The organism is Corallococcus praedator (assembly GCF_003612125.1).
In the GTDB taxonomy this organism is placed as follows: Bacteria; Myxococcota; Myxococcia; order Myxococcales; family Myxococcaceae; genus Corallococcus; species Corallococcus praedator.
Genome location: NZ_RAWI01000564.1, coordinates 1 through 4,677, shown reverse-complemented (window position 1 = coordinate 4,677; position 4,677 = coordinate 1). Strand labels below are relative to the sequence as shown.

Sequence of the window (4,677 nt, the reverse complement as noted above, 5' to 3'; positions counted from 1 at the left end):
CGCGGAGCCGGGCGCGGCGCGGGTGACGCACTGGCCCGCCGCCAGGGGCGGGGCGCTCACGTTGGCCACCAGCACCTCGGTGGCGGGACGGGGCATCGTCCCCGGGGCCCCCAGCGAAGGCACCGACGACAGGAACACGGCCACGTCGGACGAAATCGACGGCGCCGTGCCCTCGTTGCACACCGTCACGGACGCGGTGAAGGCTCCGCCCATCCGAACACTCGCGGGGCCCGTCACGGAGCGGACGACGAGGTCCGGCCCCAGGCCGAAGCCGACAAGCCCCCGGACGAAGGTGTTGTTGTCCTCGCGCAGCTCCAGGACGCTGTTCGACGCGTCCGCGATGGCGCCCAGGTACAGCGGCGCGTTCGCCGTGGCGGCCGGGGGCGGATGGGCGGTGCCCGTCAGCGACACCGTGCGGCACACGCCCGCGAGCAGGCCGCTGATGCCCTGCCCCGCGACCATGAACTGCGTGGGGGGCGGAATGGGACCGGTGGGAAGCGACAGGCTGTTCACCGTGGACAGGTGCAGTTCCACCGACCCGTTGCTCGCGGCCTCCGTGCCCACGTTGCACACGGTCGCGGTGGCGGTGAAGGACTGGCCCGGGCTCAGCGACGCCGGCCCGTCCAGCCGGGTGACGACGAGGTCGGGCCGGATTCCCACGCCCAGCAGGCCCCGGACGAAGCCGTTGTTGGATTCATCCGACTCCACCACCCGCTGTCCGGTGTCGATGCTCGCGCCCAGGAAGTAGACGCCGTTGCCCATGAAGCCGGTGGGAGGATTGGCCGGGACCGTCAGCGAGCGGCTGACGCACTGGCCCGCGCCCAGCGGCCCCACGTCCACCTCGCCCAGTGTCATCTGGGCCGTCGAGGGCGGCGAACCGGGAAGGGGCACCTGCTGGGTGGGCGTGGTGGACAGGTACACCTGGAGCAGGTTGCTCCCCGACGGGTTCGCGGGGTCGGTGCCCGTGTTGCAGACCTTCGCGGTGACAAGGAGGGGCTCACCGGGCCGCGCGCTCTCCGGCGCCTGCAACTCCGTGATGCGCAGGTCCGGGCCATATGTGAGCGCGTGCGAACGCGCCTGGAGCGACGGTGACTCCGGGCCCTCTCCACAGCCGGTGAGACCCAAGGCTCCAGCGAGGACCCAATACGAAGACATCCATGACGACCTGCGCCGTGACATGCGTGCTCCTGAGGAATGAAGGGGGATGACCGCGTCCGCCATGTGCCATGGCGCCGCCGGTCCGACAGACATCTTCCGAAGCCCTGAAGTTCCGTCAAGACACGAAAATCACAATAATTCACCGTCTCATTTCCTGAGACAGCCTGTGTCTGTCTTCACTCCACCCGGCACGTTGGAGCCCCACCAATCCCTCACACCCATGGGCGGGGAGGGATGGGGCCTGAGCGTCAATCCAACGTGGTGCGCGAGCGTGCGAGGGCGGCTCCCGCCACGGCCAGCACGAACAGGCCCAGCGCCAGCAGGTTGTCCCCCATGTCCGCCAGCACCTGGTCCTTGAGCAGCGCGCCCCGGACGATGCGCAGGAAGTGCGTCACGGGGAGGACCTCCCCCAGCGTCCGCGCCCACGCGGGCAGGCCCAGGAAGGGAAAGGCGAAGCCCGACAGGAAGATGGAGGGCAGCAGGTAGAACAAGGACATCTGCATGGCCTGCAACTGGCTCCGGGCGACCGTGGAGATGAGGTAGCCCAGCGACAGGTTGCCCACGATGAAGAGCACGATGCCGCACCCGAGCGCGCCCCACCCCGCCGGCGTGCGCGCCATGGGGACCGAGAACAGCACCCGTGCCATCCCCAGCACGACGCCGGTCTGCACGAGCCCCACGACCACGTAGGGCGTGAGCTTGCCCATCATGATCTCCCCCGGCGTGGCGGGTGTGGACAGCAGCGTCTCCATGGTGCCCCGCTCGCGCTCGCGGGTGACGGCCATGGCGGTCATCATCACCAGCGTCATGGACAGGATGATGCCCAGCAGGCCCGGCACGATGTGGAACGGCGAGAGGCTCTCCGGGTTGTAGCGCCGGTGCACCACCACCTCGAAGGGCGGCGGAGTGGGCCTTCGCGCCACCGTCCCCACCCGCACGTGTCGGAGCGCCTCCGTGGGCAGCATGGCCACCGCCGCGAGCGCGCCCGCCGCGGCCTGCGGGTCGGACGCGTCCGCCTCCGCGAGGATCTGCGCGCGCTCCCCCTTGAGCACCCGCTGCGTGAAGTCCGGCGGGATGGTGACCGCGAGCATCACCTGCCCGCGCCGCAGCAGTTGCTCCAGCTCCGCGTCGGAGCGCGGCAGGTAGCGCACGTCCACGTAGCCGGTGCGCTCCATGGACGCCACGACGGAGGCGGCCAGGGTGCCGGTGTCATGGGACAGCACCGCGGCGGGCAGGTGCCTCGGGTCCATGTTGATGGCGTAGCCGAAGATGAGCAGCTGCATCACCGGCATGACGAGGATCATCGCGTACGTCACGCGGTCGCGCCGCAGCTGCGTGAACTCCTTGAGCAGCACGGCCAGGATGCGCGGCAGGGAGTCCCGGCTCATGAGGCGTACCGTTCGTCGCGCTCGCGCCCCATGAGCTGGATGAAGACATCCTCCAGCGACGGGGGGACCTCGCTCCAGCGGAAGGGTTCCCTGCGCCAGGGGACGAGCGCGCGCTCCAGGGCCTCGCGCTGGACGCCGCTGACGTGCACGGCGGCGCCGAACGCGGAGGCGCTGAGCACGCCATCGGCCTTCGCCAGCAGGTGCGCCGCGCGGTCGATGCCCGGCCCCTCCCCCAGGAACGTCACCAACCCCGAGTCCCGGATGACGGCGTCCGCCGTGCCCCGCGCGATGAGGCGGCCATACAGGATGTAGCCGATGTCGTGGCAGCGCTCGGCCTCGTCCATGTAGTGCGTGGACACCAGCACCGTGAGGCCCTCGGCTGCGAGCGCATGGATTTCATCCCAGAACTCGCGGCGGGCCCGGGGGTCCACGCCCGCGGTGGGCTCGTCCAGGAGCAGCAGCTGGGGCGCGTGCAGGGTCGCGGCGGCCAGGGCAAGCCGCTGCTTCCACCCGCCAGAGAGCGCGCCCGCCAGTTGACGGCGGCGGTCGAAGAGGCCCAGCCGGTGGAGCGTCGCGTCCACGCGCTCGCGGCGCTGATCCAGGCCGTGGATGCGCGCGACGAAGGCCAGGTTCTCCTCCAGCGTCATGTCCTCGTAGAGGGAGAACTTCTGCGTCATGTAGCCCGTCCTGCGCTTGATGGCGTCGCCCCGGGCGCGGAAGTCCATGCCCAGCACCTCGCCCTCGCCGCTGTCGGGCGTGAGCAGTCCGCACAAGAGCCGCAGCGTCGTCGTCTTGCCGGAGCCGTTGGGGCCCAGGAAGCCGGTGATGCGGCCCGCTTCCACGGCGATGGAGACGTCGCGCACGACGTGCCGCTCGCCGAAGGACTTGTTGAGCCCGCGCACGTCGATGGCCCGCCCGCTCATCGCGCCTCCCGCACGGTCGCCATCGCCAGGGGTGTCACGTCGATGGGCTGCCCTGGCAGGAGCCGCGTGGGCGCCGCGGGCACGGCCTCCACCAGGAACACCAGCTTCTGCCGCGACTCCAGGCTGTAGATGATGGGTGGGGTGTACTCCGGGCGCGGGGCCACGTAGTCCACGCGGGCCGTCATCCCCGTGTCGCAGCCATCACAGGCGATGGCCACGCCCGTGCCCGGCGCGTAGGACGCCACCCTCGCCTGCGGCACGTAGAAGCGCACCTTCACCCGCGCGTCCGGGACGATGCTGATGACGGCGGCGTTGGGGGCGGCCCACTCGCCTTCGTGGAAGAGGACGTCCTCCACGAAGCCCGCGACGGGGGAGACGGGCGCCAGCTCGGAGACCTGTCGCTCCGCGGCGGTGAGGCCGGCGCGTCCGCTCGTCAACTGCGCGCGGACGGCCTCCCACTGCGCGCCCGCCGCCGACACGTCCGTGACGGCCACGTCGCGCAGGGCGTGGGCCCGCGCCACGGTCGCGCGCAGCAGGTCCAACTGCTGGGGTGTCACGGCCCCGTCCATCGCCTTCTGGACGGCGAGGAAGCGCGACAGGTCGGCGTCCGCGCGCTCCACCTCCGCCCGCGCGGAGGCAAGCGAGGCCCGGGCCCGGTCCATGTCCGAACGCCGCGCGAGGAGCTGGGCCTCGGTCTGCGCCACCTGCGCCCGCGCCTGGTCCGCGCGCGCCACCAGCGACGTGGGCTCCATGCGGAACAGCGGCGTCCCCACCTCCACGCGCTGACCTCGCACCACGCCCACCGACGCCACGATGCCGGCCACCGGCGAGGACAGGTAGACGTTGTCGCTGACGACGTAGCCGGTGAAGCGCGGGGGCGGTTCGCCCGACGCGGGGCGCCGCAGCCACGCGAGGCCTCCGCCGATGACGGCGACCAGGACGACCGCCGCGACCACGGCGCGCTTCGAACGTTTCGGTGCACTCCCCTGCCCTGGCATCCGTGTCTCCCGACGCGGCCATCGCCGCCCAAGGGATGCGCTCCGCCCCCTGCCCCGCGCATCACGCGGAGGCCCAAGAGCACCCGGCATGCCAGCCCGGGGCTCCTCCGGAGGGCTGGAGGGACAGGCCCGCTGTGTTCGGATTTCCGACGCCGGGCGCCGGGTTTCCGAACCCGGGACACGGGCCGGGGGCGGGGTTCCCCACGCGAG

The 4,677-nt window shown here is 71.7% G+C and carries 4 protein-coding genes; all 4 read right to left on the bottom strand.

Annotated elements, in window-relative coordinates:
- Positions 1 to 1,155, bottom strand: a 1,155-nt coding sequence (locus D7Y13_RS38800) for a CARDB domain-containing protein (RefSeq protein WP_279637171.1), incomplete at its 3' end; no start/stop codon positions are given.
- A gap of 251 nt (positions 1,156 to 1,406) precedes the next feature.
- Positions 1,407 to 2,546, bottom strand: a complete 1,140-nt coding sequence (locus D7Y13_RS38795) for an ABC transporter permease (protein WP_120584557.1) — start codon at positions 2,544 to 2,546, stop codon at positions 1,407 to 1,409.
- Entirely contained in the window at positions 2,543 to 3,469 is a 927-nt protein-coding gene (locus D7Y13_RS38790) for an ABC transporter ATP-binding protein (RefSeq protein WP_120538311.1), read from the bottom strand. The genes D7Y13_RS38795 and D7Y13_RS38790 overlap by 4 nt, the downstream gene beginning before the upstream one ends.
- Positions 3,466 to 4,425: an HlyD family secretion protein gene (locus tag D7Y13_RS38785; RefSeq protein ID WP_158620418.1), complete on the bottom strand. Its 960-nt coding sequence runs from the start codon at positions 4,423 to 4,425 to the stop codon at positions 3,466 to 3,468. The genes D7Y13_RS38790 and D7Y13_RS38785 overlap by 4 nt, the downstream gene beginning before the upstream one ends.
- Positions 4,426 to 4,677: the final 252 nt, after the last annotated feature.

What these genes read in the sequence shown, in the direction of transcription:
- D7Y13_RS38790 (WP_120538311.1), bottom strand. Translation starts at nt 3,469, where the DNA reads ATGAGCGGGCGGGCCATCGACGTGCGCGGGCTCAACAAGTCCTTCGGC.
- D7Y13_RS38795 (WP_120584557.1), bottom strand. Translation starts at nt 2,546, where the DNA reads ATGAGCCGGGACTCCCTGCCGCGCATCCTGGCCGTGCTGCTCAAGGAG.